The sequence below is a fragment of the Mesorhizobium sp. WSM4312 genome (assembly GCF_002294875.1).
Classification (GTDB): domain Bacteria; phylum Pseudomonadota; class Alphaproteobacteria; order Rhizobiales; family Rhizobiaceae; genus Mesorhizobium.
On the sequence record NZ_NSFU01000012.1, the window covers coordinates 57,456 to 83,667 of the forward strand.

Sequence of the window (26,212 nt, forward strand, 5' to 3'; positions counted from 1 at the left end):
AACCAACCGAGAGACGTGGACTTTGTGCCAAAAAAGGCTCGTCCACGATCATGCACGCGGTATTTCAGCCCTTCCGATGCAGGTTTGCTGCCTGTTTTTGGCGACCGAGTCAAGCAAAACAGCTATTGCTAATATAAGGCAAAGTCGCTCCGGCGGGCCCTGCGGCAATGCGGCGTGCCGTTACACGGCCCTTAAAAAGCCGATGGCATCGGCGAAACTGTTGCCCGCTTGCCACATTTTTTCGGCCCGCACGGTCGTCCCCCGACGCCCATTGACTCGTTTTGGGAGGCGGTGCAATCGGGTTGAAGTGCTTGGTTTTGGGGTGGCAAAGGCCACTTTTGGAGGCTTTTTCCATGAAGCGTCGAGATTTCTTGACGCTGTCGGCGGGTGCGGCGGCGTTCTCCATTCTTCCGGCCGCGGTCAGGGCCAACGTGCCCGTGCCCTACGACCGCAACGCCGAAGTGCCGTTCAACGACAAGAAATCGTTCATTGACTGGATGGTGGCCAATCGCGGCGAGGATCCGAAGTTTTTGGCGCAGCGATTCGATCGCTTCCAGATCATGGTCTACAACAAGGACGTTCTGGACGACCGCAACAAGCGCGCCTTCCTTTTGACACCGCGTGAGGAATTCGTGCTGCCGCAGAATCTGGGGCGCGCCTATGACCATGCCTTCCTCGACATCGGCTATGGCGTGACGATTTCGGGTCCGCACCTCGTCGGGCGGATGACGACGTCGATCGACGTGCAATTCGGCGAGGCCGTGCTCGAGATCGGCACCGGCTCGGGCTATCAGTCGGCCTATCTCGCCAACCTCACCGACAAGGTGCACACGATCGAGATCATCAATCCGCTGGCGCAGCGCACGCGGCGCACCTATGACGGGCTGGTCGAGCGCGGCTACAGTGAGTTTGGTTCGGTCACCAGCCGCAATGCCGACGGCTATTATGGCTGGGAAAGCGTCGGCCCGTTCGACAAGATCATCGTCACCTGCGGCATCGACCACATCCCGCCGTCGCTGCTGCAGCAGCTGAAGCCCAACGGCGTGATGGTCATTCCGGTCGGCCCGCCGGGCGCGCAGCACGTGCTCAAGGTGACCAAGCAACAGCTCGCCGACGGCACGTTCAACATCGTCCGCTCGGACATCTACAATGGCAAGGTGGTGCCATTCGTGCCGTTCACGAAGCTCGAGGGCGACCAGATCGTCGGCACGCACAACGGCTGAGCATTTGCGGCATCAAGGGACCTGAATGGCAGCCGTTGCATCGAATTCCCGCCTGAGCATCCCTTCCCTGGAGGCGCCACGGCCGGCGCACTACCTCGCGGTCGGGCTGGTCGCCGGCGCCATCATCGCCCTGCAGATCGCTGTCATGCGGGTGTTCGCGGTCGGCAGCTGGTCGCATTTCGGCTCGCTGGTGGTCAGCCTCGCCATGCTCGGCTTTTCGCTGTCCAGCGTCGTCATCTTCGCCGGCAAGGGCTGGTTCGACCGCCATTGGCAAGGGGCCGCCACTGCGGCCCTGCTGCTCATCGGCCCGCTCGCCGTCGGCTCCAACCTGGTTGCCCAGACGGTACCGTTCAACGCCATCTTCCTGGTGTCCGATCCGGCGCAGAAATGGCGGCTGCTCGCCAATTTCCTGCTCTATCTCCTGCCGTTCCTGGCCGGGGCGTTCTTCCTCGGCATCGTCTTCCTGAAAAGCCGCATGGCCTTCGGCCGCGTCTATTTCGCCGACCTCACCGGTTCGGGGCTTGCCGGCCTCGCTGTGCTGGTCTCGCTCTATCTGTTCGCGCCGGAAACCATCATCGTCGTGCCGCTGCTTTTGTGGGCCGCCGGTTCGCTGCTGTGGTTTGTTGCTTTCGGCGCCTGGAAGAGCGTCGTCGCCGGCGTCGTGGTCGCGGCGCTGTCGATATCAGGCTATCTCATGCTGCCCAGCCTGCTCGGCATACCCGACATAGCCGTATCGCAATACAAGGGCGTCGCCTATGCCCGCAATTTTCCGGACGGCAAGCGCATCTACCGCAGCGTCTCGCCCTTCGGCGATCTGCAGGTCTATGCCAGCTCCTACATGCATTTCGCCCCGGGCCTGAGCGACAATGCCGCCTTCGGCATGCCCGAAGTGCCGGCCAACACCTATGTCGGCATGTATCGCGACGGCGACGGGCCGGAAGGCATCATGCGCAACCTGGCGCCGGCCGAGCTGGTCTATTTCCGCTATCTGCCGATGCACTATCCCTATGTGATCAAGGATAAGCCCAAAACCTTCGTCGTGCAGTTCGGCGGCGGCATCTCCACGCAGGCGGCGCTCAATGCCGGTTCGACCTCGGTGACCGTCGCCGAGAGCAATCCGATGACATTGCGGGCGTTCCGCGACCCTGTGCTGAAGGATGTCACCGGCGATATCCTGGCCGAGCCGAGGCTCAAGGTCATCGACTATGATGGGCGGCTGTTCCTCGCCAACACGGCGGAGCGCTACGACGTTATCGACCTCAGCCTCGCCGACAGTGTCGGCCTGTCCAATCCCGGCGGCTTCGCCATCTCGGAAAAATACGCCTACACGCGCGAAGCGATGCTTAGCTACATGCACGCGCTGGCCGATGGCGGCGTGCTGTCGATCACCTTGTGGAACAAGGAAGAGCCGCCGAAATCGGTTCTGAAGCTCTATTCGACCGTCGCCGAGGCGGCGAGGACCTTCGACAGCCAGGGCGCCGCCAACGACATCTTCGCGGTCTCGAGTTACCTCTCGACCACGACCGTGCTGTTCAAGCGCGGCGGCTTTACCGAGGCCGAAATCAAGACGCTGCGCGACTACACCAAGTCGATGTCCTGGGAGGAGGTCTACTATCCAGGAATGACCTATGACGGTTCGGGCGCACAAAAGGTGCTCGACGATTATCGCGCCTCGATCTTCGGCAGCGGACAGGACGCGACACTGACGCAGCAGCCGGCCGCCGGCGCGACCGCGCCTGCCGACCCGACCGCGCCGGCAAATCCTGATTGCGACCCGACGGCGCCGGCCGATCCGACGCTCGACGCCTGTGCGGGGGCCGGCGGCGATGCCGGCCCGCAAGTGCTGCCGGCGACGGAACTGCAGCGCATGAGCTGGCACGCGCTTTTGACCGGCGGCTGGGAAAAACTTGCCGGCGACTACGTCTTCGACACCCGGGCGCTGAGCAACGACCAGCCCTATTTCGCCGCCTATGTGAAGGTCGCCGACCTGCCGCGCACGCTCGACCGGCTCGACCTGTTCCAGGACGATTGGGGCTATCTCTTGATCTGGGCGACGCTCGGCATCGCCTGCATCACGGCGGCATCACTGGTGCTGCTGCCGGTCATCTTCGGCTGGCGCATCGTGTTCTCGCGCTCGCGCGGCAAGCTCGGCACCATCCTCTATTTCGCCTGTCTCGGCCTCGGCTACATCATGGTCGAGGTCGGGCTGATCAGCCGCTTTACGGTGGCGCTCGCCAACCCGACCGTGTCGGCCTCGGTGCTGATCTCCTCGATGCTGGTGTTTTCCGGGCTCGGCAGCCTGTTTGCCGAGCGCATCTTCGACCGCGCCAGGACGCTGCTGCCGATCGTGCTGCTGGCGGTCTGCGGGCTGCTGCTCGCCTATGGCTTCTATCTGTCGCCGGTGCTCGACCGGATCGGCGCCTATCCCTATGCGGTGCGCCTGCTGCTCTGCTTCCTTTTGGTGTCGCCGCCGGCCTTCCTGATGGGCATGCCGATGGCCACCGCCATGACCTGGCTGGCACGGCTCGGCAAGGAGCATCTTTTCGTCTGGGCCTGGGGCATCAATGGCTGTTTCTCGGTCATCGGCTCGGCCGCCGTGCCGATCGTCGCCACCAGCTTTGGACTGAGCGCCGTGCTGCAATGGGCGGCGATCGCCTATCTCATCGCCATCCCGGCCTTCTTTGCCGTACTGTTGCCGTCGAAAGCGCCGTCCGTGCGGCTGGTGGCGGCCTGATGCCGGACCGCCGCGCCATCGTTGCCGGATTGCTGGCCACGGCGATGTTTCCGGCGGTGAGCCAGGGGGCGCGCTTGCGCAAGGCCATATCCACCGTAGTGCCGTTCAAGGCATCGCCCTTTCCCTACCGTGGCAAGCTGCCCGACGGCTCGGCGCCGTTTCTCGACGTCACGGCGGCGGATGGAAGGCGCGGCCACACCTCGCCACGCGGCGGCATCTATTGGGAAGACGAGACCTATTCCGACCGCTCGACGCTGCTGGCGGTGCCGAAAGGGTTCGATCCGGCTAGGCCGGCGGTCATCGTGGTGTTCTTCCACGGCAATGGCGCCACCTTGCAGCGCGATGTCGTCGGCCGCCAGCGTGTCGTCACGCAGGTCGAGGCGTCCGGCCTCAACGCCGTGCTGGTGGCGCCGCAATTCGCCAGCAATGCGCAGGATTCCAGCGCCGGCAATTTCTGGACGCCGGGCTATTTTACCAAATTCATGGCCGAGGCTGCGCAAGGCATGGCCAGGCTGACCGGCGCCAAGGCGGCAAAGTTCGACGCCATGCCGGTGGTGCTGGTGGCCTATAGCGGCGGCTACAATCCGGCCGCTTCCATTCTCAGGAACGGCGACATCGGTGGACGCCTGCTCGGCGTCGTCCTGCTCGACGCCGTCTTCGACGAGGCGGACATCTTCGCCAGCTGGATCACGCAGCACCGGAAGAGTTTCTTCGTCAGCGCCTATGGCAAGTCCTCGGCCTCCGGCAATGCCGAGATCAGGCAGTTGCTGGCGGGCCAGGGCATCGACGCCAGCACCGATCCGCCGCGTCGGCTCGAAGCCGGAACCATCGCCTTGCTCGCCTCCGATGCCGCCCATGACACGTTCGTCACCCGCGCCTTCGTCGGCAATCCGCTGCAGTGGCTGCTTGGCCGGCTGCACGGGTTTCCGCGCTAAGGCTTTTTGGTACTCCAGTCCAAGTCCCCGTTCATGCTTCTGACCGCCATCGTCATCGCCCAGCTGTTGGACCCGCTCAGGATCCTGCTGGTCGGGATCGCCTATTTTCTCAGCCGGCTGGTTAAAAGGCCGGGCGTGGCCTGGCTTGGATTGTGCGCGGCGATTGTCGTCATCGCCGCTGGATTTCCATTCGTTGTCCTTGGCCAATCCGGCGAAATCGCCTGGACGACCGCCGTCATCGGTGTGATATCGAACGCGCTGATAGCCGCCGCCATGGCCGGGCTGCTGCGGCTTCAGCGATGGCTTTTCCAACTCTTTGTTTGACACAATTTCTGCGGGAAAACCGTTTCACGATTTTCCCGGAACTGCTGGCGCCGTGGATGCTGGATACTTCTCCCGCGCCCAGCGAGGGCAGGGATCCAGCTTCTGATAGGCCGCTCAGTTGAACCACAGCGCGAACGTCAAAAACCCGCCGCCGCCAAATTCGCGCTGGATCTGGTCGAAATCCTCGGTGGTCAGGATCCTGCCGCTTTCGAGATAAGGCGCGATTCCAGGGCCGGTAATCGACAGCACCAGGTCGAAGGGCTTCGGCTCGTCGAAGAAGCGCTTCATGTTGATGCCCTTGCCGGCGATGCGGAAATGCGGCAGCAGCGCGCGGCCCTCGAGCAGGTCCTCGGCCATGGTCAAGGTGGCGAGCCAGGCCTGAACCTGCTCCTCGCCGACGTCGAGGCCGGTCAGCGGGTTCTCGCCCTTCTGCTGTGGCCCAGGCAGCCATTCGCGGTCATTGTCAGTCTCGGCGCGGATCGCCTTCCAGTCCTCGCGCGACAGCCGGATCATTTCGAGCAATTCCCGGCGGGCTGCCTTGCGGCGCTCCGGTTCGACCACCGGCCAGTTGATCATGTGCACCATCGAGATGAAATCGGCGATGCGCCATTCCGAGGCGAACATGCTCGAGCCCACCTCGCTGGGCGGCGGCACGAGAATATCCTGCAAGGGCAGCTTGGCGCGCGGGAACAGCATGTGGAAGGAGCCGTCGAAAGTGGTTCTGAAATCATGCGCCAGCCAGAAATCGGCCTGCGCCATCAGGAATTCGGCATAGCCCTGCAGCCAATAGCCGTCGGCGCGGTCGAAGCGGAAGGTCAGCGCCGGTGCGGTATCGCCCTGCGAAAGGCCACCGTGCGACAGCGCGGCCATGATGGCCGCCATGCTTTCGTCCGGCGCGATCGTGCCGTCCTCGTTGAGGTCGATGCCGACATGGGTGAGGTCGATGACCATGCCGATATCGGCATCGGCCGGCACCGAGCCCAGGGTCGCGGCGGATTTTGCCAACCTGTCGCGGAAGGCCGCCAATATGGCGCGGAACTCTTCGTAGGTCAGCGGCTCGGGATTGGGATTGGAGGGCACCGGCAGCTGCATCAGCGGCAGCATGAAGGATTGCGGGCTTTCGAAGCCGTGGCGGTGCAGGCCGCTGGCGAGCAGTTCAAGTGCGGTGAAGAACTCACCGGCGCCGGCGGCATAGGCCGATGCCGGATCTTTCGGTGCGGCCGCCTCCAGCGTCGACAGGGCGCTGTCGCGCGCGGCCACGGTCTTAGCCTCGAAAAGCGCGGTTGCCCCTTCGGGCACGGCGGCGTGCGCCGAAGACAGCGGCACAAGCAGAATGAATGCGGATGCCATCAGGCTTGCTATTCGTGTCATCTTTCCCTCCCAAGCATTTGCCGCCGACGACCATACACAGATTTGCGGCTATTTGCGGTGTCGCGCCCGTCAGTGCCGATGTGCTGTCCACATCGTTGATTGACGACGGCTTCAACCCGCCCACGGGACAGTCTAAACAAGGCAAACGATTGGGCATTGCGTGTCGAACTATCCGCTTTCCTACAAACTGTCCTGGCTGCCGCGTTTCCTTAAGCCGTCGCTTGGCGGCGACGGCAATGGGTTTGCGCCGATGGCGGGGATGTTGATGGAGCCGCCGCCAAGGCGGACGGTGCGGCTTGCCTTCATCGGCGACATCTCGGCCGTGGCCAACGGCAGCACGCCGGATTTCGATCCGGCGATCAAGGCGCTGCTTGGCACCGCCGATCTGGTGATCGGCAATTGCGAAAGCCCTGTCGTGGACAGGCCGAGCGCGGTGCTGGGCACAAGGCTCGGCACGCACCATGCGATGAGCGAGCGGTTTCTGGCCGAGGCGCTCGCCGCGGCCGGTCTTGCGCGCGAAAAGCTGGTGCTGTCGCTGGCCAACAACCATGCGCTCGACCAGGGCGTCGCCGGTTTCGACGAGACGGTGGCGGCGCTGAAGCGGCTCGGTATCCGCAGCATAGGCCTTGCCGCCGATGGCCCGGTGCAGGCGGTCAAAGTCGGGCTGCTGAATGTCGGCTTCGCGGCCTTCACGCTGTGGCGCAATGCAGATGAGAGCCTGTTTGCAGGGCGTGTGTCGATGGGCAGTGATCCGGCCGGCTGGCCGCGCGGGTTCGATCTTCTTTGCGCCGTGCCGCATTGGGACTGGGAGTTCCGGCACTTTCCGCGCGCCGGGACTCGTGCATTGGCCAGGCGCCTTGCCGGGCAGGGCGTCGGCCTGATCGCCGGCCATCACGCGCATGTGGTGCAGCCGGTGGAGCTGATCGGCGAGACCGTCGTCGCCTATGGGCTCGGCGATTTCCTCGGCACCGCCCTGGCGCGACAGCCATGGCCGGGGCGCATTGGTGGGATTTTCGTTGTGGATGTCAGTGCGGATGTCGAGACGCGCGGTGCGATTGCGGCCTACCGGATGCATCCGTTCGTGCGGCTGCGGGGCAGGGGCCATGAGCAGCTCGTGCCGGTGGAGGGGTTGGAGGGCGCGATGAGGGAAAGGGTCGAGAGGCGGTTGGGCGCGATCTTTCCTTCTCCCCTTGTGGGATAAGGTGGATCGGCGCGTTAGCGCCGAGACGGTCGAGGGGTGGGTGACGAAGCGCCGTCGGCGTCAAGCTGGAACACCCCTCATCCGACCGAGCTTCGCTCGGCCACCTTCTCCCACAAGGGGAGAAGGGATCACCGCTTCATCCGTCTGGCGCCGCTCCTGCAAAACCAGCTATCATGATCGTAGTCAGGCTTGCGGGGGGTGGTGGTGGAAGCAGCGGATTTCATGCCTGATGAGACTGTCATCGCCGGCATCCGGAAGAACATCGAGGCCTATGAGGCGGCGCGGGCCTCGGCGGTGCGGCAGGTGCGCTGGCGAGTGCCGCTGTTCGTCGGGCTGGTGCTGGTGGCCGTGGCGGCGATCGCCTGGCTGTTCAACAAGGTTGCCGACCCCAACGAGCAATGGTTCTCGACGCCGCATGTGTTCCTCTATTGCATCGGCTTTGCCGCTTCGATCCTGCTGTATTTCCAGGCCATGAAGCCGGCGACGCGGCTGCAGCAATCGTTCCGCGACACGCTGCTGCCGATCATCTTCGGCTTCATCCGCGACATCCGTTACCAGCATGGCGGCAGGCCGAACTCGTTCGACCGGCTGCCGCGCGAGGCGGTCGGGCCCTTCAACCGGCAAGCCTTCGACGATGTCGTGTCCGGCCGCTACGAAGGGTTTCCGTTCGAGCTCTACGAGGCCGAATTGCGCGAAGGTACCGGCAAGGGCTCATCGATGGCGTTCAAGGGCGTCATCGTCGCTTTCGAGGCCGTCGAGCCGTTCCCGGGGATCCTGGTGGCGACGCGGCGGACCAATGCGGTCGTCGGCTTTTTCCGCGGCCTGTTCGGCTCCAAGCTGCAGGAGCTGTCATCGGGCGATCCATTGCTCGACGCGGCCTACGAATTCCGCACCGACAATGTCGAGGCGGCGCGGCCGCTGGTGACCGGCCGGCTGGCGCAGGCGCTGAAATGGCTCGGCGAAACCTGGCCGGACGATCCGGCCCGCGTCGCCCTCAACGGCGGCGATGGGTTCCTGCTGTTGCCGCAGGCAAAGAATTTCTTCGAGCTGCCGGAGATTTCGGCGCCGCTCGACTACACCAGGCATGTCGCGCCGATGATCTCCGACATGGGCGCCATGCTGGCGACGGCCGCATTGGTGCGCAAGATCGGCGCGAAGGACGAGATGGGTTGATCGCCGTCAGCAGTCGAAGCCATATTGTTCGCGCATGGCGTCTGCTTCTTCTTTGGACATTTTCTTGAACATCACGCAGACGGTGAAGCTGCCAACTTGACGTCCACCGCTTCTGTATCCCAGTCGGAAATGTCGTCCCTGGTGAATTCTATGGCCTGGCCGAGGACGACATTGTGCACCCCCTCCGGCTGGTTTGCCAGGATGCCGACAAATCCGGCCCCGATGCGGCTGAACGGGATGACCCAGAAATGTTCGGTGACGTGTCCATCCCGCACCTTAACCTTCAGTTTGAACGTGTCTGTCCCAGGGGGAGGAGCCTCGGACAAGGCGAGGAATTCATCCAGTCTGCTGCGCGCCTTCGCGGTAGCCAGAGCCATATCGGGATCGTCGGGAGTAACGATGACCGTTTTGTCGCCCGGATCCACGCCTTGTGCGCCGGCCAAGCCCGGCGCAAACGCCAGCATCAGGGATATCATGGTCCGGACTGCAAGTTTCATCGGTGTCCCCCGTCGCGTCGGTTGAAATCATCGCGCATTCATTTCGGATTTGCAACCAAAGCGCGAGTTTCATCCGCCTCGTTGAGATCGCGGTTGCGCTGATCCATGCAACAAAACTTGTATCAATCGAAGATCGGCAGGCTGTTGCGTGATGCAATCCGGGGCGGATTATGGCGGCTGCGTGATGGCCGCGAGGCGCCCCCCGCAATGGCCTAAACGATTCTTTTCATGGACGAACGGCGCGCGTCGAAGCAAACGATACGGCTGGAAACTGCGTCAGCCGCAAGCAATGTGTCAGAATTAAGCCTATGATTTCCTTTGCGAAAAGTCACTCAACGTGATTTGCGGCCAGCAGGCTTTCAGGTCCAGTGTCGGCTCGTTCGGTGCTGTCGTTGCGCAAGGCGGCAGCCCGGAAAAGTGAAACAGCACGGAGTGCTATCGATGAAGAAGACCCTCGCAACCACCGCCGCTCTGCTCGCCTTCCTCGGTACGGCCTATGCCGCGTCCGTTCAGGGCACCATCCAGGCGGTCGATCCGACGACCAAGTCGATTACACTCGACGACGGCAAGATCTATCAGCTGTCGCCGGAAGCGAAGATCGGCAAACTCAAGGTCGGCGCCAAGGTGGCGGTAACCGTCGATGACAAGACCGGCATGGTGACGTCGATCAAGAAGGCTTCGTAGCCGCGAGCGTCATGCGTCGGCAGACCTGCTGACCGTACTTTTCAGACCCTGCCCCAATGTTGGCCGGTTCCTTCGGGGATCGGCCATTTTCATGCTCCTGTTCACTCATGCCAGGCCACTGAGGTGGCGGAACGCTGCCCCGGTAGCGGCCCCTATGGTTTTCGCCGAAGAGCCGCGCTATCCCTTGGCCAACGGGGGATCTGCATGGCTGACGAACAGAAGGGGTTTCGCCTATCGCGCCGGCTGGTGCTCGGTGCGGCTGTCGTCGGCGGCGCGGTGCTGTGGGGCGGAACCACAATGGCGCGGCTGGCGCGCGGGCCTTCAGGGCCGAAGAATGCCGGACGCATCGCCGACATCGATGGCATTGCCCTGCCGCTGAAACCGATTGCCAGTCCGCCAGCCTTTGAGCCTTCGCTACCCTGGTCGGCCAAGGGCGGCGACATGAACGATGCCAGCGGCCTGTCGCGGACGCCGGTCTATGGCGTGGTCGAGGTCAGCGAGGAGGACCATATCGCCAGGGCGTTGGCCTTCGCCCGCGCCAACGGGTTGAAAGTGTCGCTGGCCGCCATCCGCCATTCGATGGGCGGCCATGCCTTCGACGACAATGCGCTGGTGCTCGACCTCAAGAAATTCAACAAGGTCAGCGTCGACGCGGCGGCCAGGACCATGACGCTGCAGCCGGGCGCGCGCTGGCACGACATCCAGAACATGCTGCATCCGCGCTTCGCGGTGAAGGCGATGCAGTCGACCGACATTTTTTCGGTCGGCGGCTCGCTGTCGGTCAACGCGCATGGCATGGACCATCAGGCCGGTTCGGTTGCCGGCTCGATCCGCTCGATGCGGGTGATGCTGGCCGATGGGTCGGTGACCACCTGCTCTGCCACGCAGAACAGCGACCTGTTCCGCCATGTCGTCGGCGGCTACGGCCTGTTCGGCGTGGTGGTGGAGGCAACGCTCGATATCGTCGACAACGCCGTCTACCGCACCTCACGCGAAATCATCAAATCGGACGATTTCCCAAAGTTCTTCGCCGAGGTGCTGGAGCCGAACAAGGATATCGGCCTGTTCTACGGCCATCTGTCGACGGCGCCGGGCAATTTCCTCGAGGACATGATCGTCTATCGCTACGACAAGGTGGCCGAAGAGCCGCCGGCCGACCAGCCCGATATCGGCGAGCCGGGCTCGGTCGGACTGAAGCGGGTGATCATCAACCTGGCGAAATGGGGCAGCCTGTTCCAGGAGCTGAGGTGGTTCACCGAGAAGACGCTGGAGCCGAAATTCGAGAGCTGCACGGTGGCGCGCACGGCAGCCATGGCGCAAGGCGAGGCGTGCCTCGTCACCCGCAACAACCCGATGCATGATTCGGTGCCGTATCTGTTCAACGATCTGACCGACGAAACCGACATACTGCACGAATATTTTATTCCACGGGCTGCGTATAATCCGTTCATCACCGAAGCGCGCGAGATCCTGCGCCATCAGTCCCTGCCGGTGCTCAACGCCTCGGTGCGCATCGTCCACAAGGAGGATGTGGCGCTGACCTACGCGCCGGAGCCGGCCTATTCGCTGGTGCTCTACATCAACCAGCCGACCGATGCCGACGGCAATGCCAAGATGCGAGCGCTGACGCGGGCGCTGATCGACGTGACGATCAAGCATGGCGGGCGCTTCTTCCTGCCCTACCAACTGCATTACACGGCCAAGGAATTGCAGGCCTGCTATCCCGAGCTGCCGGCCTTCCTGGCGGCGAAACGGCACTATGACCCTACGGAACTGTTTTCCTCGACCTTCTACCGTGGCATCAAGGCGCTGAGCGGGGTTGCATAAGCAGGAGAACAATCGATGCGCATGGTATCAGCGGCAGCCCTCACTCTCATCGCGCTGTGCGCTGGACCGGCCGGAGCCGAGGACCTCAAGGCGTTCAAGCTGACCATCGACGGCGTGGCGGTCGATATCGACCCCGGCGAGAGCAGGACCATCACGCTGCCCGGCGGCAAGCAGAGCAAGGTGACGCTCGAGCGCAACGACTTCGCCACCTTTTCCGGCGACAGTTTCTCCTTCGTCCATCCGAGCGGCATTTCAGTGACCAAGTCCGATCTCGGCGAGAACATCACGCAATATCTGATGGCTTCGGCGCTTGGCACGATCGTCGTCGTGCAGGAATATGGCAAGATGAACCCGGTGTCGCTCAACCAACTGATGCTGCAGGAGATGACCAGGGAATCGGTGCAGGCCGGCGCGACGCTGACGCAGCAGCCGACGACGCGCAAGCTCGCCGACGGCAAGGAGTTGACCGGCATCCGCGCCGAGGTGAAGACGCGCACCGACACCGCGTATTTCGAGATCGTCGGCTACGGCCTCGCCGATCAGGGGCTGTTGTTCGTCACGCGCGTCGGCAGCGAGGACCTGGCCACCGAACAGCCGCTGATCGACAAATTCTGGGAGAGCCTGAAGGTCAAGATGTAAATCTTTCCCTTATGCATGTCGTTGTCGCAAAACCGCTGCGCACTTTTGGGCGACATGCATTGACTACAGCCCCGTCGGCACCAGGCCGGCCAGCCAGTTCACGGAGCGTTTTGCGGCATCAGCCGTCGCGGAAGCCGCACGGCCAAGATCGGTCTTGACCACGGCATAGCCGTTCTTCGTGCGATAGAGCACGCCGGTTCCGCCATCGACCATCTGTTCGTAGGCGACGGGCCGGGCAGCGTCCGCGTCGACGGTCGTCGTCGGCGAGCCGACGGGCACGCTCGGCCGATGGCTCAGTTCCGGCGGCAGCGGGCTTTCCGTCCGCACGACCCTGCTGGCGGGCTTGAGTTCGGGGCGCGATGCGGTGGCGGCCAGTTGCGAGGAGGATGATGAACCCTTGGTGCGGCAGATGCCGGACACCAGCGGATAGTCGAAATTGCGCTGGTGCAGGATCTGGCTCTTCATCGCGGCTTCGCATTCGGCGATGGTCGACCACTTGGCCGGCGTCTCGCCGATATATTCGCACAGTTTGGCGTCGCAGTCGCAGCCGACAATGGTCATGGCGACAAGGGCGGTCTTGATCACGGTCTTGTCCCTTCGAGATGCCCCCCGGCAGCCATTCAGGTGCATGTCGCCCGTCAGGCAACATGCACCGTTCCATCGCGCGCGAACAAGGCGGGATTTGGCCACGATTGTGAAATGAGCATGGCGGCAGTCTGATCCTTGCCGGGCGTGGCCGAAAGGCCTCAATAATCGTAGACGTGTTCAAGCTTGGCGCCTGCTTTCATCAGCGACGGCAGCACCAGATGCAGCTTGCGCACGGCCACGACCATGCCGGTGCGGCGCGTCGAGGGATCGGCCGGCAGCGGATAGCTGAACAGGATGCGCATGCCTTCGGGAACAGCGATCGAGTCGGTCGACAGCATGGTGATCATGATCTCGTCATTGCCGCCGATCTCGACGAAGGACACACCCTTGTCGATCAGCCGCGGGATCATGTCGGTGAAGACCTGATAGCGCCTGGTGGCGAAGACGGTGCCATCGGCACCGTAGTCGCGCTCCAGCAATGTGTCCGGCTCGTTGCGGGTGGCTTCGCCGACCGGGCCCTTGGCCCAGACATGGACATCGAGGAAGGCCGGATCGGAGGTCGCGGCAAGTGCCTTTTTGATCAGGTCGGCATAGCCCTGCTTGATGGTGTCGGCGAGGCCGAAGGCAAGCTTGCGTTCGCTGGTGCGGACGGAGCTGTCGCCTGGCGCCGGCTGCACGGCAAACAGGCCGGCGCGCTTTTCGGCATAGGCGAACTGGTACCACGGCACCTGGTCGAGGAAGGCGGCGTAGTCCGCCGCCACCTTGGCCTGGTAGATGTCGGCGGCGGTGCGCTTGGCCGATGTCGCCTCGGTGACGCGGCCGACCGTGTTCTCATAGGCCCATTGCAATATATGCTCAATTGAGTGGCTGGTGCCGATGATGACCAGCATCTGGTGGTTGGCATAGTTGAACTTGTAGGGGGAACTGGCGCGGATCACCGTCACATAATCCTGCCAGAAGCGGCCGACATAGGACCAGTAGGGAAAGCCGCTCGGCGGGTCCTTGGCGACGAAGCCGGCATATTCGCGCGCGGCGTAGACGATCGCCCATTCGGGGTAGGTGAGGAAGGTCGACTCCTCCGGCCGTTGGTAGCCGGGAATTTCGGCGCGGACCTTGTCGGCCAGCGCCTTGGGCGGCGCGCCATCGGCAATGCCGGGCAGCGGCGTCTTGTCGAGCGCCGGGGTGGTGAGGAAGCCATAGCTCAGCCCGACGACCGGGATGAGGATGATGATGACGATCAGCCAAAGGATCGTCTTGATGATGCGCTTCAGCCAGCGGAACAGCAACATGGCCGGTCAGGCCGTGGCGAAGTGGTCGTGTATGCGCTTCGACAGCCAGAAGCCGACATAGACGGCGAAGCCGCCAATGACGATGTGCGGCAGGTTGGCGAAGAAGCGGGCGGGGAACTCGATGTCGTTGAGGGAGCGGAAACCGTTGATGAAGATGCCGGCTTCGAGGCAGCCGGAGCCGGTGATCAGCCCGAGCACGCCGTCGAACAGATAGACCGAGCCGAACAGCTTGAAATAGAACACCGCCTGGCGGTGCGAGATGAAGGCGGCGGCCAGCGCCCAGACGCCGGAGAAGGCGTGCAGCAGGTCGTCGTACCATTGCAATGAGAACAAGCCGAACAGATTGCCGTTGGCATCGTTGAACGCCGGTATGTAGCCGATGGCGACGACGGCGAAGAACAGGAAAGCATAGGCAACGGCCAGCTTCTGGATCAGCGTCATGAAGTATCCCCCTTCAATTGACGTCGAACGTTAGCTGATTTTGCCGCCGGTTGCAGCCCCAAGCGGAAACACCGTAAAAATTGTGCGGGATGGAAAAACGACAGTCGGCGCTGGGATTTCTCCCAGCGCCTCCCTGTCAGATCAGGACACGGTCGCGGCAGCAACTTCCGTAAAGTCGTCGCGCCATGCCGGCCTTGATTTTGACGGTCCTGCCAGCCACCACCCGAAGGCGGCGTCCGTTCCAGACCACGCTGGTCTTGGCCCTTGCGGGCTTTGCCCTGCGTGCCATCGAAGGTTTTTGCCGTCCTTCATGGCAGCATCGGTCCGCCGTCGGCGTTGGCACGCTTTCCGCGGCCCCGTAGGTCTCGGCTACCGTCCCTCGAAACAGGCAAGCCTGCTCTCGCTCCGGGCCGTACGGGCCTCAGGAAATCAGCCTTTCACTTCCGCCTTTCGGCTTGGCGATCGGTAGCCGCCTGAGATGGGTTCAACGTACGCCGGGTAAGTGTCCCGGGGAATGGCCCTGGGCCTGTGGATAGCGGGATTATCGGGGACCGTTTGGCGAGAGCTCGGGAACTTCGGTGCCCACTGCCTTAGACAGCCTGCCCCTCTTTTCGTCGTCGCAATCGACAGCGCCCCTTGCTCCGCCGGCGGGCGCGGGCTTCAATGCCGGCAAACGATCGGGCATGGATGTCCGGCGCCGGGGAGGGTGCGTCTTGAAAGTCGGGGTGGTTCTAAATCCGATAGCCGGTGGCGGCCGGCTGAAACGGCATTGGCCTGAAGTCTCCGCCTCGCTGAAAGAGCACTTTGGCGATTTCGAGCTGCGCGAGACGCAGGCCGAGGGCGACGCCGAACGGTTGGCCATCGACCTCGCCGCCACCGGCTTCGACCTGGTTATCGCCGCCGGTGGCGACGGCACCGCCAGCGAAGTGGCCGACGGGCTGCTGCAGGCATTCGAGGAGAGCGGCAAGACGACCGAGCTTGGCCTGCTGCCATGCGGCACCGGCATCGATTTCGCGCGCGGGCTTGGCCTGCCGAAGGCGGTGGACGCGACCTTGAAGCGGATCGCCGGGGCAGAGGGCCGCAAGGTCGATGCCGGCCGCATCTGCTACATCGATGACCATGGCGCGCTCGCCAGCCGCCATTTCATCAACATCGCCAGCCTCGGCCTGTCAGGCGCCACCGACCGCGCCGTCAATGCCGACAAGCGCAAGGGGAAGACGTCGGCCAAGGCGCTGTTCCTGTGGCGCACCGTGGTCGAGTTCATCCGCTACCGCTTCCAGCGTGTGCGGATCACCGTCGACGACGGCGCGCCGGTCGAGGCGCGCATGGCGCTGGTGGCGGTGGCCAACGGCAAATTCTTCGGCGGCGGCATGATGATCGCGCCGGACGCCGAGCTGACCGACGGGCAATTCGATATCGTCATCCTGCGCGCGGCTGGCAAGCTGAAGCTGATCTGGGACATCCGCCTGCTCTATGGCGGTCGGCACCGCAACCATCCGGCGATCACCATCCTGCGCGGCAAGAAAGTGGTTGTCGAACCGCTCGACGATGTGGAAAAGAATGGCGCGCTGGTCGACATAGACGGCGAGTCGCCCGGACGCATACCGGCGACCTTCGAGATCCTGCCTGGCGCGCTGACGCTCAGATATTGAATCAAAGCGTTGCCAGATTGATTCAGGTCTTTTCGAAACTGAATCCGGCTATCGATTCAAGCAGATGAAATTGCTTGGTTTTCCGGTCTCCGGTCAGATTCCCAGTTTGGCTGGAAAACCAGGCGCGCGCAGGTCGGTGCCGACGGCATCCTCCAGCAATTTGACGATCCGGGTCGACCAGGCGCTGCCGCCATAGGCCGCCTTACCCTGTTCGAAAATCGCGTTGACGCGGGATGCCAGCTCAAGCGGCACGCCGAAATCCTTGCCCATGCCCAACGCAAAGCCGAGGTCCTTCAGTGCCAGGTCCATGGTGAAGCCGATGTCGTAGGAGCCGTTGAGGACGAGCTGGCTTTCGGTCTCGTGGACGAAGCTGTTGCCGGAGGAGGCAACGATGGCGTGGTAGGATTGGGCGAGGTCGAGGCCACCCCGCTTGGCCAGCATCAACGCCTCGCCGGCGGCGACGAGATGGATGAAGGCCAGCATGTTGGTGATCACCTTGATCACCGCGGCCGAGCCGATCGGCCCCACCAGGAAGGAACGCGCGCACATCGCTTCGATGGCCGTGCGATGGCGTTCGTAAAGCGCGGCATCGCCGCCGACCAGGGCGGTGATTTTTCCGACCGCCGCCAGATGCACGCCGCCGGTGACCGGGCATTCCAAGGTGTCGACGCCCTTGGCCGAGGCGAGGGCGGCGAGGCGCACGATCTCGTCGCGGCCATTGGTCGACATCTCGATCCAGGTGCCGCCCGGGGCCAGGCCTTCGAGCAAGCCGCGGGGACCGGCAAGCACCGCTTCGCTAACCTTCGGCGAGGGCAGGCAGGTTATGGCATTGCCGGCCCGCGCCGCCGCCTCGGCAGGGCTGTCGGCAGTGGTGGCGCCGAGCGCCACCAGACGCTCGCCGGCAGCCGGGTCGCGGTCGAAGACGGTGACGGCAAAGCCGTTGCGGATCAGGCTGGCGGCAAGGTTGCCGCCGAGATGGCCGAGGCCGATGAAGGCGTAACTCTCGCTCACGGCATCAACGGGCTCTGCATCATCTGCAGATGCAGATCCTTGCCGGTGTAGGGGTGGGCATCGCAGACCGCCTCGTCGAGCTCGACCCCCAACCCCGGTTCCTTCGAGGGGATGACGTTGCCGTCCTGCCACTCGATCTTCTTCTTCAGAAGCGTGGCGTGGAAGCCGTCCCACTGCTTCAGCGATTCCAAGATGAGGAAGTTGGGCAACGTCACCGCCAGCTGGATGTTGGCAGCGCCGACGATCGGCCCGCAATAGCAGTGCGGCGCGACCTGGATGTGGTAAGCCTCGGCCATCGCCGCGATCTTCTTGGTTTCGAGGATGCCGCCGGAGCGGCCGAGATCCGGCTGCAATATGGTTGCGGCGCGGTTTTCGATGACGCGGGCGAATTCGAATTTGGTCGTCAGCCGCTCGCCGGTGGCGATCGGGATCGAGGTGCCCCGGGCGACCTGCGCCATCACTTCGGGCATGTCGGGCGGCACCGGCTCCTCGAACCACAAGGGATCGTAGGGCTCGATGGCGCGTGCCATGCGCAGCGCCCCTGACGCGGTGAACTGGCCGTGCGTGCCGAAGAGGATGTCGGCGCGGTTGCCCACCGCCTCGCGGATTGCCTTGATCATGCGGGTGGAGACGTCGATGTCGATGAGGCGCGGCTGATGGCCGTCGAAGGCGGTATAGGGGCCGGCCGGGTCGAGCTTGACGGCATTGAAACCCTGCTCGACATATTCGAGCGCGCAAGCCGCCGCCATTTCGGGGTCGTTGTAGACGTTCCGGCCGTCCGGCGCATCCTCGGAATGGACGCTGCCGGTGTGCGGATAGAGGTAGGTGTAGGAGCGCAGCGTCTCATGTACCTGGCCTCCGAGCAATTTGTAGACCGGCTTGTTCGCCTCCTTGCCGATAATGTCCCAGCAGGCCATTTCGAGCGCCGAGAAACAGCCCATGCCGGAGACGTCAGGGCGCTGGGTGAAGCCGGAGGAATAGGCGCGGCGGAAGAAGTTCTCGATGTCGTGCGGATCGCGGCCGACGAGATAGCGCTCGGCCATGTCCTCGACCATTTTCGCCGTGACATGGGCGGAGAAGGTGGCGTTGTAGGCTTCGCCATAACCGACCACGCCGCCATCGGTGGTCAGCTTGACGAAGATGAAATACTTGCCGCCGATGCCGGGCGGCGGGTTGCCGACAACCCAGGTCTTGACGTCGGTGATCTTCATTTTTGGTCCTCCAGAACCAGTTCGGCGCCCTTCCACCCGGTCATGACCGAGGCGGCATTGGTGTTGCCGGTGATGTTGTCGGGAAAGATCGAGGCGTCGATGACGCGCAAGCCTTCGAGGCCGTGCACCTTGAGGCGCGGATCGACGACGGCGCGCGCGGGATCGGGACCCATGCGGCAGGTCGAGACCGGGTGATAGACGGTGCCGGAGCGTTTCCTGAAATCGGTGATCAGGTCGGCGTCCGACTGGATCGACGGGCCGGGCAGGACTTCCTCCTGGATGATTTCGGCCATGGCCGGCATCGAGGCGATCTTGCGCACGAACTTCACCGCCGCCAGCATCTCCTCGACATCGGCATTGGTCGAATAGGCATTGGCGGTGATCTTTGGATAGTCCAGCGGATTGCTGGAGCGGATCATGATCGCGCCCCGGCTCGACGGGCGGCAATTGGACAGGCCGATGGAGAAGCCCGGCCATGGATCCGGCGTCAGGATCGGCCGCTCACCGCTCTTCGGGATGACGGTCGAGAAGGCCTGGAAATAGAGCTGCATGTTGGGGCGCGAGAACGCCGGGTCGGTGCGGAAGAAACCGCCGCCATGGTTCATCGACAGCGACAGCGGTCCCGAGCGCGTCAGTATGTACTGCATGCCGACCAGCAGCTTGCCCCACCAGGGACGCAGGATCTGGTTGAGCGTCGGCACCTTGCCCTTGAACGTGTAGTTGATGCCGACATGGTCCTGCAGATTGGCGCCGACATTCTCGTTGGCGTGGACGATCGGGATGCCCAGCCCATTTAGCAAAGCCGCAGGGCCGATGCCGGAGAGTTGCATGAGTTGCGGCGAGTTGATCGAGCCGGCGGACAGGATCACTTCACGGCCGGCGCGCGCCGTCTTCGGCTGACCGTTCTGCAGATAGTCGATGCCGATTGCGCGCTTGCCTTCGAACAGGATGCGCGTGGCCAAAGCGTTGGTCTCGACGCGGACATTGCCGCGCTTCATCGCGGGGCGCAGGAAGGCGCGCGCCGCGGACATACGGCGGCCGTTCTTGGTCGAGATCTGGTAGGTGCCGACGCCTTCCTGGGCGGCACCGTTGAAATCGGGATTGAGCGGCAGGCCGGCCTGCTGGCCGGCGGCGAGATAGCGCTTTGTCAGCGGGTGGACGGCGTTGGCCGTGTCGCTGATGTGCAGGGGACCACCGGTGCCGCGCCATCTGTCGGCGCCGGCCTCATTGTCCTCGAGCGCCTTGAAGATCGGCAACAGTTCGTCATAGCCCCAGCCGGGATTGCCGGCGGCGCGCCAGTCGTCGAAATCCTCGCGCGCGCCCCGGATCCAGACCATGGCGTTGATCGAGCTCGATCCGCCGAGCAGCTTGCCGCGCGGCCAGTGGTCGACATTGCCGCCGAGACCGGGATCGGCTTCGGTCTTGTAGTTCCAGTTGACCGCGGGATCGAAGAAGGTCTTGCCGTAGCCGAGCGGCATCTGCACGTAGAAGCGCCGGTCGGTGCCGCCGGCCTCCAGCACCAGCACGGAAAAACGCCCCGAGGCGGACAGTCTGTCGGCGAGCACCGAGCCGGCCGAGCCGGAGCCGACGATGATGAAGTCAAAAGTCTGCATGATTGAAACGGGCGGCTCCGGAAATCTGGCCGCAGCCTAGACGCGACGGCTTCGCCGCGTCGCCGCGCCTTCCGGCATCGGTTGTGAAAAAAGCGACCGCGATGTCAGGTCGAGTTGCAGGGAATACCGACAATCGCGCTTGATAAGCATGGGGTCGACAGCTTATGCGAGGGCATCAGCCAAATCTGCGGAAGGCAGGACATCATATGCGGACCCTGTCGGATGCGTTCATTCCCGAGTTGCCGGGTTACTACAAGGGCAAGGTTCGCGAAAACTACGATCTGGCGGACGGGCGGCGCATCATCATCGCCACCGACCGTCTCAGCGCCTTCGACATCATCCTGACCTCGATCCCGTTCAAGGGCGAGATCCTGACCCAGACGGCGCGCTACTGGTTCGAGGAAACCGCCGATATCTGTCCGAACCATGTTCTCGAATATCCCGACCCCAATGTCGTCGTCGGCACGAGGCTCGACATCCTGCCGGTCGAGATCGTCGTGCGCGGCTATCTCGCCGGCACCACCAGCACCTCGATCCTGACCCGTTACCGTCGCGGCGAACGGGAGATGTACGGGATGCGCCTGCCGGACGGCCTGCGCGACAATGAGAAGCTGGCCGAGCCTGTCATCACGCCGACGAGCAAGGCGGCGGATGGCGGCCATGACGAGCCGCTGTCGAGGGCGGAGATCCTCGGACAGGGACTGCTCACGCGGGCACAATGGGACACCGTCTCGGATTACGCCTTGAAGCTGTTCGCCCGCGGCCAGGCGCGCGCCGCCGAGCGCGGCCTGATCCTTGCCGACACGAAATACGAATTCGGCACCGACAAGAACGGCACGATCATCCTGGCCGACGAAATCCATACACCCGACAGCAGCCGGTACTGGATCGCGGCGAGCTATGAACAGGCGCTTACAAGCGGCACGCGGCCGGACAGCTTCGACAAGGATTTCATCCGCTCCTGGGTGGCGGCGCGCTGCGATCCCTACAAGGACCCGATCCCCAGGATTCCCGACGAGATCGTCGAACAGGCTTCGCGCATCTATGCCCAGGCCTACGAGGCGATCACCGGCAAGGCATTCGTTCCCGACCTTTCCGGGGATACGGTTCTCGAGCGCATCCGTTCGAACCTGGCGCGCTTCTTCTAGCAGCCTGGCGAAGCTTTGCCCGGGGCGCGTTGACGCGTCCGCGCCATGACGCTACGGGATCGAGGGCAGTCGATCTCAAGCCATCGGCCTAGGGGGATTTCTCGCATGGTGCACTACGCGGACGGACGGCCGATCGGAGACCTCACGTTGCGCACGCTGGCCATGCCTTCGGACGCCAATGCGGCCGGCGACATCTTTGGCGGCTGGGTGATGGCGCAGATGGACCTTGCCTGCGGCATCCGCGCCGCCGAGCGCGCCAGGGGCCGCGTGGTGACGGCGGCGGTCAAGGAGATGTCCTTCGCCAAGCCGATGAAGATCGGCGACACGCTGTGCATCTACACCCATGTCGAACGCGTCGGCCGCACCTCGATGACGCTCAAGGTCGAAGCCTGGGCGCAGCGCTATCTCTCCGATTTGATGGAAAAGGTCACCCACGCCGATTTCGTCATGGTGGCTTTGGACGGCGAGGGCAAGCCGAAGGCCGTTCCGGCCGAGGGTTGACCAGCCCGTTCTCGCGCCCCGTTTTCCCAGCGCAGGGCAATTGTAACATCGTCCGTGCGGGCGATGCGTTTGCCGACATCCATTGGTTGCCTTGACGCCCGACTGTGCCGGCGTTGGGGGAGAGACAATGCGTCAACACATACTGAACAGCTGGCTCGTGGCAGCGCTTGTCGCCTTGGTCTGCCTGCTCGGCGTAACCGCCTATGCCGAAGTCAAAAACGACCTTCGGCCCATCGCCTGCACGCATGGCGACAAGGGTGACCGCAAGCCTGCCGCGACATGCGCGCCCTGAGCACGGCGCCTGGCGATGGCCTGGCGCCGAGAAGTTGAATGGTCCGCCTATGGTCCGCGATTGTCGTCGTCAAAGTAGCATGTGTGCCGGTCTGCCACCGGCGCCATAGGACAAAGTTGCGAGCCCGTGTCTAGAGAACCACGACTTCCCCGCTGCCAGGCAATTTCACCTGATGCGAAGCTCCGGATCCGTTGCCGCGCAAGGGTTTCAGCCATGCACGCCGTCGAATTTTTCGCGTGCCTCCCGCACACGCTGCGTGTTCCTGCGCGCCCATTCGCCAAGCGCGCTGACCGGGATCAGCAATTCATGGCCGAGTTCGGTCAGCTCGTAGTCGACGCGCGGCGGTATGGTCGGGAATACGGTGCGGGTGACGAAGCCGTCGCGCTCCAGTCCGCGCAAGGTGGTGGTCAGCATCTTCTGCGAGATGCCGCCGACAGCGGTGCGCAACTCGTTGAAACGCAACGGTCCTTGGCCGAGCTTGCCGACCACCAGAACGGTCCATTTGTCGCCGACGCGCTGCAGGATTTCCGAAACGGCGCGGCAATCTTCGGTGTTAAGCGGGTTCCTCAGTAACAAAAAGGTGCCTCCTTGCGCATCGAGTTGACAGTATCTCATATAGCGCCGGTATCCAAATGATACCAGCTTATTACTGGAATGGAGAGCCCCCCATGTCAAAGCCGAAAATCGCCATCATCGTCGGTTCGACGCGCGCCGCGCGCTTCGCCGATGTGCCCACTCAATGGATCGCCAAGATCGCCAAGTCGCATGCCGATATCGATGTCGAGGTCGTCGACCTCAGGGACTTCCCGCTGCCCTTCTTCGACGAAGTCGCCTCTTCCGCCTGGGTGCCGTCGACCAACGAGGTGGCGCAGCGCTGGCAGAAGAAGGTCGCCGAATTTGACGGCTTCATCTTCACCGCCGCCGAATACAATCACGGCCCGACGGCCGTGCTGAAGAACGCCATCGACTACGCCGCCAACGAATGGAACAAGAAGCCGGCCGGCTTCCTCGGCTATGGCAGCGTCGGCGGCGCCCGCGCCGTCGAGCAGCTCCGTCTCCATGCCGTCGAACTGCAGATGGCGCCGGTCAAGTCGGCCGTTCATATCGCCTGGGGCGACTTCCTCGCCGTGCGCCAGGGCGAGAAGAAGCTCGAAGACCTCGAGCATCTGAACCAGGCGGCCACCGCGCTGGTCAACGACGTCGCCTGGTGGGCAAAGGCGCTGAAGAAGGCGCGCGATGCCGACGTGGTCGACGAGGAAATCAAGGCGGCCTGACCGCCGGTCGAATTATCCTCCCAAGGGATATGGGGCGGCGCTTGCGCCGCCCTTTTCATATGGATCGCATGTCAGAGGTGATCAATTTGCATGACATGCGGCGCTGCCTCTCATCCGCCTGCCGGCACCTTCTCGTATAGTGACGGGAGAAGGGAAGCGGCCTCATCGCATCACGCTGTCGGGTCATGCGCTGCAGACGACGGTCTGGCCAAAGCTGCGACCTGTCCTGCTCGATTATCCAGACCTGCGCGTCGAACTCCACAGCGACAACGGCATGAGAAACATCGTGGAGGAGCGGTTCGATGCCGGCGTGCGGCTCGGTGAAAGCATCGACAGGGACATGATCGCCGTCCGCATCGGCCCGGACTGGCGGCTGGTGGCAGTGGCGTCGCCGGACTACTTTCGGCGTCGTCCGGCTCCGAAGGCGCCGCAGGATCTCGTCGGGCATGACTGCATCAATATGCGCCAGGCCACGTTTGGCGGGCTATATGCTTGGGAGTTCGCAAAAGAGGGCCGTGATCTGCGTGTCCGGGTGGAAGGCCAACTCACCTTCAACACGTCCATCGCCATGATTGACGCCGCGATGAGCGGCTACGGCATCGCCTACGTGCCGGAAGATCTGGTCAGCCACCATCTCTTGGGGGGCGGCTGGAACTCGCGCTGGACGACTGGAGCCCGCCGTTCCCTGGCTATCATCTCTATTATCCAAGCAGGCGGCAGGTGTCTCCGGCGATGGCTGTTGTCGTCGATGTACTGCGGTATCGAAACTGAGACCGAACCAAGGCGCCGCTGGCGTGAAGACGTCAGGAGCGGCCGCCCGAGGGCGAACCCGCGCGGGCGAGCAGCAGCGCGCGCTCCCTCTCATTGCCGGTCAATTCGGCGGCCTGGCGGAACGCGGCGCGGGCTTCCGCCCGATGTCCCAGTTTCTCCAGAAGATCGCCGCGCACCCTGGGCAGGAGATGCGAGCCCTTCAGGCGCGGCTCGTCCTTCAAGGCCTCGACGATGGCGAGGCCCTGCGCCGGTCCGAACGCCATGCCGACGGCCACCGCCCGGTTGATCTCGACGATGGGCGAGGGGGCCGCCAAGGCAAGGGCCTGATAATAGGCGGCGATCGCGATCCAGTCGGTGTCGGCGGCGGTTGCCGCGCGGCTATGGCAGGCGGCGATCATCGCCTGCAACTGATAGGGGCCCGGTGTCGATGTCAGGGTCATCGCCCGGTTCAGGCCGTCGAGGCCGCGCCGGATGAGCGACCAGTTCCAGCGCGTGCGGTCCTGGTCGAGCAGCAGGATCGGCTCACCCGCTTTGCCGCTGCGGGCAGGAAAGCGCGAGGCGTTGAGTTCCATCAGCGACACCAGCCCCTGCACCTCGGGCTCATCAGGCATCAGCGCCGCCAGCGAACGGCCAAGGCGCAGCGCCTCGCCACAGAGATCGGCGCGCAGCCAGTCCGATCCAGCGGTCGCCACATAGCCTTCGTTGAAGATGAGATAGACCACCTCCAGCACAGCGGCGAGGCGTTCGCGCCGCTCTTGCCCGCGCGGCGTCTCGAACGCGATGGCGGCATCGCGAAGCGCCCGCTTGGCTCGCACGATGCGCTGGGCGGCGGTGGCTTCGGGCACCAGGAAGGCGCGGGCGATCTCGGCCGTCGACAACCCGCCCAGCAGGCGCAGGGCGAGGGCCGCGCGCTGCTCGACCGGCAAGATGGGATGGCAAGCGGTGAAGACCAGCCGCAAAAGGTCATCGTCGATATCCTCGTCCAGCGCTGCCTCGATGTCGGGCATCTCGCGCTCCAGCTCGGCGAGGTCGATGGCGAGTTCGCGGTGCTTGCCGTCGATCATGGTGGTGCGGCGCAGCCGGTCGAGCGCCCGGTTCCTGCCGACCTCGGTCAACCAGGCCGCCGGGTTGCGCGGGATGCCGTCCCGAGGCCAGCGCTCCAGCGCCAGCAGGAAGGCATCGCCGGCGACCTCTTCGGCGAGCCCGACATCCCTGAGACAGCGGACGAGCCTGGCGGTGAGCTTCGGCTGCTCGATCCGCCAGACCGCTTCGATGGTAGTTGTGGCCGTCAACCCATCAGCTCGCCAAAACCTTCCGCCACCTTCTGCACGTCCTCGGGGAAATCGCTCATCTCAAAGACGCGGCGAACCTCGATCACGTCATTTTCCCCTGCGGGGCAGCGGCGGGCCCATTCGATGGCTTCTTCACGCGAGCGTACGTCGATGACCCAATAGCCGCCCAGCACTTCCTTGACCTCCGCGAACGGCCCGTCGGTGACGACGGGCTTGCCGCCCTTGAAGCTGACCCGCGCGCCCGATGACGGCGGATGCAGCCCGTCGAGCGCCAGCAACACGCCGGCCTTCTTGAGCTCCTCATTGTATTTCATCATTCCCTCCACCCCCTTGGCGTCGGGCCTGACGTCGGGCGCCGCCTCGGCGTAGCCGCCGGGGATCATCAGCATCATGAACCGCATGGTCTTCTCCTTGGTTGGGTTGGTTCGATGGTACGACGAACAATGGGTGGCGGAATCGACAGGTGCCGCAAAAAAAAAGTTCGGATCGCGATTGCCCCCGGACCGACAGCGTTGGACCGC

The 26,212-nt window shown here is 63.8% G+C and carries 25 protein-coding genes and 1 pseudogene; 15 read left to right on the forward strand and 11 right to left on the reverse strand.

Annotated features, from left to right (window positions below; translation table 11 throughout):
* Window positions 1-353 precede the first annotated feature (353 nt).
* Genes CK228_RS21030 through CK228_RS21045 form a run of 4 tightly spaced genes read left to right on the forward strand, consistent with a single transcriptional unit; the run spans window position 354 to window position 5,216 of the window.
* Complete coding sequence (locus tag CK228_RS21030; protein ID WP_095789080.1) at window positions 354-1,223, forward strand: protein-L-isoaspartate O-methyltransferase; 870 nt, start codon at window positions 354-356, stop codon at window positions 1,221-1,223.
* A gap of 25 nt (window positions 1,224-1,248) precedes the next feature.
* Window positions 1,249-3,957, forward strand: coding sequence for a hypothetical protein (locus CK228_RS21035; RefSeq protein WP_095789081.1), 2,709 nt, complete (start codon window positions 1,249-1,251; stop codon window positions 3,955-3,957).
* Window positions 3,957-4,892 carry a hypothetical protein gene (locus CK228_RS21040; RefSeq protein ID WP_095789082.1) on the forward strand — a complete coding sequence of 312 codons (936 nt, stop codon included), beginning with the start codon at window positions 3,957-3,959 and terminating at the stop codon, window positions 4,890-4,892. Before CK228_RS21035 ends, CK228_RS21040 begins: the two co-directional genes overlap by 1 nt.
* A 33-nt stretch (window positions 4,893-4,925) precedes the next feature.
* A complete protein-coding gene (locus tag CK228_RS21045) occupies window positions 4,926-5,216 on the forward strand; it encodes a hypothetical protein (protein WP_095789083.1) in 291 nt (96 codons plus the stop codon).
* 114 nt (window positions 5,217-5,330) lie between these two features.
* Here CK228_RS21045 and CK228_RS21050 read toward each other — a convergent pair whose 3' ends face one another.
* Entirely contained in the window at window positions 5,331-6,587 is a 1,257-nt protein-coding gene (locus CK228_RS21050) for a hypothetical protein (protein WP_095789084.1), read from the reverse strand.
* A gap of 160 nt (window positions 6,588-6,747) precedes the next feature.
* Between CK228_RS21050 and CK228_RS21055 the strand changes: the two genes are divergently transcribed.
* A complete protein-coding gene (locus CK228_RS21055) occupies window positions 6,748-7,788 on the forward strand; it encodes a CapA family protein (protein WP_095789085.1) in 1,041 nt (346 codons plus the stop codon).
* 222 nt (window positions 7,789-8,010) lie between these two features.
* Complete coding sequence (locus CK228_RS21060; RefSeq protein WP_179295991.1) at window positions 8,011-8,961, forward strand: DUF3137 domain-containing protein; 951 nt, start codon at window positions 8,011-8,013, stop codon at window positions 8,959-8,961.
* Window positions 8,962-9,032: 71 nt separating this feature from the next.
* Here the strand turns inward: CK228_RS21060 and CK228_RS21065 are convergent, their stop codons facing one another.
* Window positions 9,033-9,458 (reverse strand): DUF2314 domain-containing protein, encoded by a 426-nt coding sequence (locus tag CK228_RS21065; RefSeq protein WP_245438081.1) that lies wholly within the window; start codon window positions 9,456-9,458, stop codon window positions 9,033-9,035.
* 441 nt (window positions 9,459-9,899) lie between these two features.
* Here CK228_RS21065 and CK228_RS21070 point away from each other — a divergent pair, with 441 nt between their 5' ends.
* The 3 genes from CK228_RS21070 (at window position 9,900) to CK228_RS21080 (ending at window position 12,608) form a co-directional block, all read left to right on the forward strand.
* Window positions 9,900-10,142 (forward strand): DUF1344 domain-containing protein, encoded by a 243-nt coding sequence (locus tag CK228_RS21070; protein ID WP_027047290.1) that lies wholly within the window; start codon window positions 9,900-9,902, stop codon window positions 10,140-10,142.
* 204 nt (window positions 10,143-10,346) lie between these two features.
* Window positions 10,347-11,969, forward strand: coding sequence for an FAD-binding oxidoreductase (locus CK228_RS21075; RefSeq protein WP_095789086.1), 1,623 nt, complete (start codon window positions 10,347-10,349; stop codon window positions 11,967-11,969).
* Window positions 11,970-11,984: 15 nt separating this feature from the next.
* Complete coding sequence (locus tag CK228_RS21080; RefSeq protein ID WP_095789087.1) at window positions 11,985-12,608, forward strand: hypothetical protein; 624 nt, start codon at window positions 11,985-11,987, stop codon at window positions 12,606-12,608.
* Window positions 12,609-12,671: 63 nt separating this feature from the next.
* Here CK228_RS21080 and CK228_RS21085 read toward each other — a convergent pair whose 3' ends face one another.
* The 3 genes from CK228_RS21085 to CK228_RS21095 form a co-directional block, all read right to left on the reverse strand.
* Window positions 12,672-13,193: a hypothetical protein gene (locus CK228_RS21085; protein ID WP_095773568.1), complete on the reverse strand. Its 522-nt coding sequence runs from the start codon at window positions 13,191-13,193 to the stop codon at window positions 12,672-12,674.
* Between the two features lie 161 nt (window positions 13,194-13,354).
* The gene (locus CK228_RS21090; RefSeq protein ID WP_095789088.1) at window positions 13,355-14,485 is read right to left on the reverse strand and encodes a hypothetical protein; all 1,131 of its coding nucleotides are present in this window, start codon (window positions 14,483-14,485) and stop codon (window positions 13,355-13,357) included.
* Window positions 14,486-14,491: 6 nt separating this feature from the next.
* Window positions 14,492-14,926, reverse strand: a complete 435-nt coding sequence (locus CK228_RS21095; RefSeq protein WP_095789089.1) for a hypothetical protein — start codon at window positions 14,924-14,926, stop codon at window positions 14,492-14,494.
* A 713-nt stretch (window positions 14,927-15,639) separates the two neighbouring features.
* On the opposite strand from CK228_RS21095, the gene CK228_RS21100 reads away from it, so the two are divergent.
* The gene (locus CK228_RS21100; protein WP_095789090.1) at window positions 15,640-16,578 is read left to right on the forward strand and encodes a diacylglycerol kinase family protein; all 939 of its coding nucleotides are present in this window, start codon (window positions 15,640-15,642) and stop codon (window positions 16,576-16,578) included.
* Window positions 16,579-16,671: 93 nt separating this feature from the next.
* On the opposite strand, the gene CK228_RS21105 is transcribed toward CK228_RS21100, so the two are convergent.
* The 3 genes from CK228_RS21105 to CK228_RS21115 are packed head-to-tail and all read right to left on the reverse strand — an operon-like array spanning window position 16,672 to window position 20,413.
* Complete coding sequence (locus CK228_RS21105) at window positions 16,672-17,589, reverse strand: NAD(P)-dependent oxidoreductase (RefSeq protein ID WP_095789091.1); 918 nt, start codon at window positions 17,587-17,589, stop codon at window positions 16,672-16,674.
* A complete protein-coding gene (locus CK228_RS21110) occupies window positions 17,586-18,800 on the reverse strand; it encodes a mandelate racemase/muconate lactonizing enzyme family protein (protein WP_095789092.1) in 1,215 nt (404 codons plus the stop codon). Before CK228_RS21110 ends, CK228_RS21105 begins: the two co-directional genes overlap by 4 nt.
* Window positions 18,797-20,413 (reverse strand): GMC family oxidoreductase N-terminal domain-containing protein, encoded by a 1,617-nt coding sequence (locus CK228_RS21115; protein ID WP_095789093.1) that lies wholly within the window; start codon window positions 20,411-20,413, stop codon window positions 18,797-18,799. Before CK228_RS21115 ends, CK228_RS21110 begins: the two co-directional genes overlap by 4 nt.
* 206 nt (window positions 20,414-20,619) lie before the next feature.
* On the opposite strand from CK228_RS21115, the gene CK228_RS21120 reads away from it, so the two are divergent.
* From CK228_RS21120 to CK228_RS35350, 3 genes are all read left to right on the forward strand, one after another.
* Complete coding sequence (locus tag CK228_RS21120; RefSeq protein ID WP_095789094.1) at window positions 20,620-21,561, forward strand: phosphoribosylaminoimidazolesuccinocarboxamide synthase; 942 nt, start codon at window positions 20,620-20,622, stop codon at window positions 21,559-21,561.
* Window positions 21,562-21,666: 105 nt separating this feature from the next.
* Window positions 21,667-22,062 (forward strand): acyl-CoA thioesterase, encoded by a 396-nt coding sequence (locus CK228_RS21125; RefSeq protein ID WP_010911043.1) that lies wholly within the window; start codon window positions 21,667-21,669, stop codon window positions 22,060-22,062.
* Between the two features lie 127 nt (window positions 22,063-22,189).
* On the forward strand, window positions 22,190-22,354 hold the full coding sequence (locus CK228_RS35350) for a hypothetical protein (protein WP_095773576.1): 165 nt from the start codon (window positions 22,190-22,192) through the stop codon (window positions 22,352-22,354).
* Window positions 22,355-22,561: 207 nt separating this feature from the next.
* On the opposite strand, the gene CK228_RS21135 is transcribed toward CK228_RS35350, so the two are convergent.
* Window positions 22,562-22,930: a helix-turn-helix domain-containing protein gene (locus CK228_RS21135; RefSeq protein ID WP_179295992.1), complete on the reverse strand. Its 369-nt coding sequence runs from the start codon at window positions 22,928-22,930 to the stop codon at window positions 22,562-22,564.
* Between the two features lie 92 nt (window positions 22,931-23,022).
* On the opposite strand from CK228_RS21135, the gene CK228_RS21140 reads away from it, so the two are divergent.
* Together CK228_RS21140 and CK228_RS21145 are read left to right on the forward strand one after the other, a co-directional pair.
* Entirely contained in the window at window positions 23,023-23,628 is a 606-nt protein-coding gene (locus tag CK228_RS21140; protein WP_095773578.1) for an NADPH-dependent FMN reductase, read from the forward strand.
* A gap of 166 nt (window positions 23,629-23,794) precedes the next feature.
* Window positions 23,795-24,399, forward strand: a pseudogene (locus tag CK228_RS21145) (LysR substrate-binding domain-containing protein); the annotation flags it as partial.
* Window positions 24,400-24,431: 32 nt separating this feature from the next.
* On the opposite strand, the gene CK228_RS21150 reads toward CK228_RS21145, so the two are convergent.
* Together CK228_RS21150 and CK228_RS21155 are read right to left on the reverse strand one after the other, a co-directional pair.
* A complete protein-coding gene (locus CK228_RS21150) occupies window positions 24,432-25,691 on the reverse strand; it encodes an RNA polymerase sigma factor (RefSeq protein ID WP_095789096.1) in 1,260 nt (419 codons plus the stop codon).
* On the reverse strand, window positions 25,688-26,092 hold the full coding sequence (locus CK228_RS21155) for a YciI family protein (protein ID WP_095789097.1): 405 nt from the start codon (window positions 26,090-26,092) through the stop codon (window positions 25,688-25,690). Before CK228_RS21155 ends, CK228_RS21150 begins: the two co-directional genes overlap by 4 nt.
* Window positions 26,093-26,212 lie beyond the last annotated feature (120 nt).

Excerpts from the sequence above, each read along its gene's own strand:
- CK228_RS21030 (WP_095789080.1), top strand. The coding sequence starts at position 354 with ATGAAGCGTCGAGATTTCTTGACGCTGTCGGCGGGTGCGGCGGCGTTC.
- CK228_RS21035 (WP_095789081.1), top strand. The coding sequence starts at position 1,249 with ATGGCAGCCGTTGCATCGAATTCCCGCCTGAGCATCCCTTCCCTGGAG.
- CK228_RS21040 (WP_095789082.1), top strand. The coding sequence starts at position 3,957 with ATGCCGGACCGCCGCGCCATCGTTGCCGGATTGCTGGCCACGGCGATG.
- CK228_RS21045 (WP_095789083.1), top strand. The coding sequence starts at position 4,926 with ATGCTTCTGACCGCCATCGTCATCGCCCAGCTGTTGGACCCGCTCAGG.
- CK228_RS21050 (WP_095789084.1), bottom strand. The coding sequence starts at position 6,587 with ATGACACGAATAGCAAGCCTGATGGCATCCGCATTCATTCTGCTTGTG.
- CK228_RS21060 (WP_179295991.1), top strand. The coding sequence starts at position 8,011 with ATGCCTGATGAGACTGTCATCGCCGGCATCCGGAAGAACATCGAGGCC.
- CK228_RS21065 (WP_245438081.1), bottom strand. The coding sequence starts at position 9,458 with ATGAAACTTGCAGTCCGGACCATGATATCCCTGATGCTGGCGTTTGCG.
- CK228_RS21070 (WP_027047290.1), top strand. The coding sequence starts at position 9,900 with ATGAAGAAGACCCTCGCAACCACCGCCGCTCTGCTCGCCTTCCTCGGT.
- CK228_RS21075 (WP_095789086.1), top strand. The coding sequence starts at position 10,347 with ATGGCTGACGAACAGAAGGGGTTTCGCCTATCGCGCCGGCTGGTGCTC.
- CK228_RS21080 (WP_095789087.1), top strand. The coding sequence starts at position 11,985 with ATGCGCATGGTATCAGCGGCAGCCCTCACTCTCATCGCGCTGTGCGCT.
- CK228_RS21090 (WP_095789088.1), bottom strand. The coding sequence starts at position 14,485 with ATGTTGCTGTTCCGCTGGCTGAAGCGCATCATCAAGACGATCCTTTGG.
- CK228_RS21095 (WP_095789089.1), bottom strand. The coding sequence starts at position 14,926 with ATGACGCTGATCCAGAAGCTGGCCGTTGCCTATGCTTTCCTGTTCTTC.
- CK228_RS21110 (WP_095789092.1), bottom strand. The coding sequence starts at position 18,800 with ATGAAGATCACCGACGTCAAGACCTGGGTTGTCGGCAACCCGCCGCCC.
- CK228_RS21115 (WP_095789093.1), bottom strand. The coding sequence starts at position 20,413 with ATGCAGACTTTTGACTTCATCATCGTCGGCTCCGGCTCGGCCGGCTCG.
- CK228_RS21120 (WP_095789094.1), top strand. The coding sequence starts at position 20,620 with ATGCGGACCCTGTCGGATGCGTTCATTCCCGAGTTGCCGGGTTACTAC.
- CK228_RS21125 (WP_010911043.1), top strand. The coding sequence starts at position 21,667 with ATGGTGCACTACGCGGACGGACGGCCGATCGGAGACCTCACGTTGCGC.
- CK228_RS35350 (WP_095773576.1), top strand. The coding sequence starts at position 22,190 with ATGCGTCAACACATACTGAACAGCTGGCTCGTGGCAGCGCTTGTCGCC.
- CK228_RS21140 (WP_095773578.1), top strand. The coding sequence starts at position 23,023 with ATGTCAAAGCCGAAAATCGCCATCATCGTCGGTTCGACGCGCGCCGCG.
- CK228_RS21155 (WP_095789097.1), bottom strand. The coding sequence starts at position 26,092 with ATGCGGTTCATGATGCTGATGATCCCCGGCGGCTACGCCGAGGCGGCG.